This is a genomic window from Promicromonospora kroppenstedtii DSM 19349 (assembly GCF_000515355.1).
Taxonomy (GTDB): domain Bacteria; phylum Actinomycetota; class Actinomycetes; order Actinomycetales; family Cellulomonadaceae; genus Promicromonospora; species Promicromonospora kroppenstedtii.
The window spans coordinates 7,439-10,806 of the sequence record NZ_KI911710.1 but is presented as its reverse complement, the minus strand read 5'-3'; the positions used below and the strand labels follow the sequence as shown (position 1 = coordinate 10,806).

Genomic DNA, 3,368 nt, shown 5'->3' with positions numbered 1-3,368 from the left:
GGCCTGCGCGACGGCGGCGTGCCCGGCCGGGTGGTGCCGGCCCTCGTCCGCACCGGCCACGGACGGGACCAGGTGGGTCTCGGCGCCCGCGCCCGCGGACGCAACCTGACCGGTTCCGTCCGCATGACGAGACGTGGGGCGCGGGCCCTGGGACAAAGATCCATGTGCATCCTTGTGGACGACGTCCTGACGACCGGCGCGACGCTCGCCGCCGTCGAGCGGGCCCTCGAGCGCCGCGGTCACGACGTCCTGGGGGCAACCGTGCTGGCAGCGACGCCGGCCCCGGGGCGCGCGACGCGGATTGCTCGGCACGTGCCCATCGGGTGAAAGCGACGTATCGATCCGAACCTCAAAGTGTGACAGATCTGTGTCGTCTTGTTCACCGTTAGTTGGGACTGTCGTTACTCAGGTGACGGAGTTAGCCTGAACGTCCCACGCAGGATCCGAGGGCCGACGGAGTCGTCGGCCGCACGCGACGGGAGGTGGTTCGTGCCCGGCACCAGCAGGGGGTGCCAGACCCAGTAGAGACGGGCGCGCGCCGCCGGCAAGGGACGGCGTGGCCCAGTGTTCCCGGAGCGGAGATACGCACATGGAAATTGTCGTTGTCGGCAGGCACACGGACGTGGCAGACCGTTTTCGCCAGCACGTGGAGGACAAGCTCGCCAAGGTAGAGCTCCTGTCCCCGTACGTACGCCGGGTGGATGTGGAAGTCACGCACGAGAACAACCCGCGGCTCTCCGAGAACCGCGAGCGCGTCGAGCTCACGCTGCGTGCGAAGGGCCCGGTGATCCGCGCCGAGGCAGCGGCTGACGACCGCTTCGGCGCCCTGGACCTCGCCATCGACAAGCTGAACGAGCGACTGCGCCGAGCCCGGGACCGCCGCAAGGACCACCGGAACAACAAGGTGCTCGCACCCGTGGACGTCCGTACCCTCGACGAGATCCTGACCGACGCCGAATCCGAGGACGGACCCGAGCCCCAGATCTCGACCCCGGCAGCGCTGGCCGCGCCGGGTGACTCCGTGGAGACCACGATCGGCGACTCGCCGGTGGTGATCCGGCAGAAGCTGCACCACGCCGACCCGATGACCCTCGACGACGCCGTGTACGAGATGGAGATGGTGGGCCACGACTTCTACCTCTTCATCGACAAGGAGACGTCACGCCCGTCCGTGCTCTACAAGCGCAAGGGCTGGTCGTTCGGTGTGATCCAGCTCGACAACCCGTGCGGCGGCGCCCCGGTCACCGACCTGGCGTAGCCGAGGCCGGGCCGCGCCGAGGGCCCGGCGGAACGCAAGGGGCGAGGCGGAACCGCACAGCGGTTCGGCCTCGCCCTTGCCGTGCGCCCGGACGTACCAGCGCACCAGTGGGTCAGCCCGGGTAGGACGCCAGGTCCACGTCCTCGGCGATCGGCTGCCAGACGCCGGTCACCTCGTGCTCCAGGTCGCCGTCCTTCGTGACCACGAGGATCCCGTGGTCGTTCACGCCCGCCGCGATCTGCTCGACGTCGGTGAGCCCCGGCAGCTGGCGCGACTGGCCGCCGGTGCTGGCCTGGCCACCCACACCCGAGGTCCAGACGGTCGACGTGCCGTCACCGTCCCGGGCCAGGAGCGCGAGCGTGGTGAGTCCGCCCCAGCGGGCGTCGACGGTGTCGACCACCGGTGCCGCCACCGTCAGCGCGGGCGCGAGGCTGACGGGAGTGTGCTGGGCGTCGCGCACCACGCCCGCCACCTGCACCTGCCGGCCGGACGGTGTCTCACTGACGACGGCGACGCGCGCGCCCTCCGGCGACACGGACACGCTGATCACACGGCGCCCGCTGAGCCATTCGGGCTCCAGCTTGACCACGTCGAGCGTGTCCGTCGCGACCTGCAGCTCGCCCTGCCCGCCGCTGGTCCAGGTGCTGCCGAACTTGTCCACCGACGGCGCCGCCAGGTCGGTGCCCTCCAGGATCGGCACGGGTCCCTCGCCCTCGTCGAGGGACAGGTTCACGATCTGGTCGGTTCCGTCGCGCACCACCGTCGGCGTGGTGGAGGGGCTGACAGCGAGCGCGGTCGGGTCGATCCCCGACAGGTCGACGGACATGTCGTGCTCCGCGAGCCGGCCGTCGTCCACCCGGTACAGGTCGCCGTCCTTCAGCACGATCGCCTGGGCGATCGTCGTCGGCAGGTCAACCTCGGCGGCGTCGACGGACAGCCTGTTCTGGTCGCTGTACAGCTCGACCGGGATCACGCGGCCGGCGCCCTCGGACAGGGTGGCGGAGAACTGGGCGGCGATCACCGCACGCTGGTCGGCCTGCACCGAGCTGATCTGCTCGCTGAGCCGGATCGCGACGCTGTCGGCGTCGTCCCGGCCCGGTACCGACGGCGACTCGAGCCGGGTGCCATCCGGCACCAGGGACTGCGTGGCGCCCTGGAGCCACTCCGGCGGCCCGGCCAGGATCTCCTTCACGGCGACCGTCTGCCACGCGCGGCGCGGGAACCAGCGCAGGTCGGGCACCAGGGTCTTGATGTCGCTCGCGCTCGGGAAGTAGAGCCGCGTCGGCCGGTACGAGCCCGTGAACAGGTTCGCGGGCACGAGCACGCCGTTGTCCAGGGTCGAGATGCGCCACTCGCCCCCGACCTTGACGACGGTGAACTTGTAGCCGACCTCCCGCGGGCTGCCGGCCTCGGTGTAGGCACCCACGCTGTCGATGGTCGCGATCGTCGTCGCCGGGACCTCGATGTCGATCGTGTCGGTGCCCGCTAGTTCGACCGCCTCCTCGAAGGGCTCCGGCGTCGGTGCCTCGCGCACGACACGCACCGCCTCCTCCGGGTCCCAGGTCTGCGCGACGTCGGGGGTCAGGAACTCCCGGGCCGTCTGGAACTCCTTGGGCGACGTGGCGGCCGCGACCGCGGCGCGCAGGAAGCCCGACACGATCAGCTGCGGGTCGGCCCCGGGCACGGGGCCCTGCGGCAGCATCGCGATGTCGACCTGCGTCTCGACGGGCGCGTTGCCCACCCGGACCGGCCCCGACGTCGGGATCTGCGCGCAGGCGCCGAGCCCGAGGGCACCGAGCAGAGCGACGATCACGGCCGCCGCCGCGTTTCCGGGCCGGCCCATCAGTGCACCTCCAGGTCGTTCGGCACGGGTCTCGGTCCGGCACCCTCGCCGTGCTCGTCCGGCTCGCCGTACAGGTCGGGGATCTGCGTGGGCGTCGGGCCCGCGGACGGGTGCACCACGGGGATCTGGCCGGTGCGGACGCCGGGCTCGTGGGACGCGGGCGCCATCGTCACCGGTGGCTCCCCCACCTGGACGCCGGCGCTGCGCGGCAGCGTGAGGCGGAAGCTCGCGCCCTGCCCCGGACGGCCCCAGGCGTCGAGCCGGCCC

Annotated in this window: 3 protein-coding genes and 1 pseudogene; 2 read left to right on the top strand and 2 right to left on the bottom strand. The window is 71.9% G+C overall.

The genetic code is table 11. The annotated features are described in order from the left end of the window. Together PROKR_RS19435 and hpf are read left to right on the top strand one after the other, a co-directional pair. Positions 1–327, top strand: a 327-nt coding sequence (locus tag PROKR_RS19435; protein WP_036965985.1) for a ComF family protein, incomplete at its 5' end; no start/stop codon positions are given. A 262-nt stretch (positions 328–589) separates the two neighbouring features. Beyond that, positions 590–1,258 carry a ribosome hibernation-promoting factor, HPF/YfiA family gene (hpf, locus tag PROKR_RS19430; protein ID WP_036965982.1) on the top strand — a complete coding sequence of 223 codons (669 nt, stop codon included), beginning with the start codon at positions 590–592 and terminating at the stop codon, positions 1,256–1,258. 112 nt (positions 1,259–1,370) lie between these two features. Here hpf and PROKR_RS35505 read toward each other — a convergent pair whose 3' ends face one another. Further along, positions 1,371–3,101, bottom strand: a complete 1,731-nt coding sequence (locus tag PROKR_RS35505; protein ID WP_036965979.1) for an LpqB family beta-propeller domain-containing protein — start codon at positions 3,099–3,101, stop codon at positions 1,371–1,373. Then, positions 3,101–3,368: pseudogene (locus PROKR_RS35500) on the bottom strand (MtrAB system histidine kinase MtrB); the annotation flags it as partial. The pseudogene PROKR_RS35500 and the gene PROKR_RS35505, both read right to left, overlap by 1 nt.

Bases quoted from the DNA above. Each gene is read 5' to 3' on its own strand.
- hpf (WP_036965982.1), top strand. From the start codon at position 590: ATGGAAATTGTCGTTGTCGGCAGGCACACGGACGTGGCAGACCGTTTT.
- PROKR_RS35505 (WP_036965979.1), bottom strand. From the start codon at position 3,101: ATGGGCCGGCCCGGAAACGCGGCGGCGGCCGTGATCGTCGCTCTGCTC.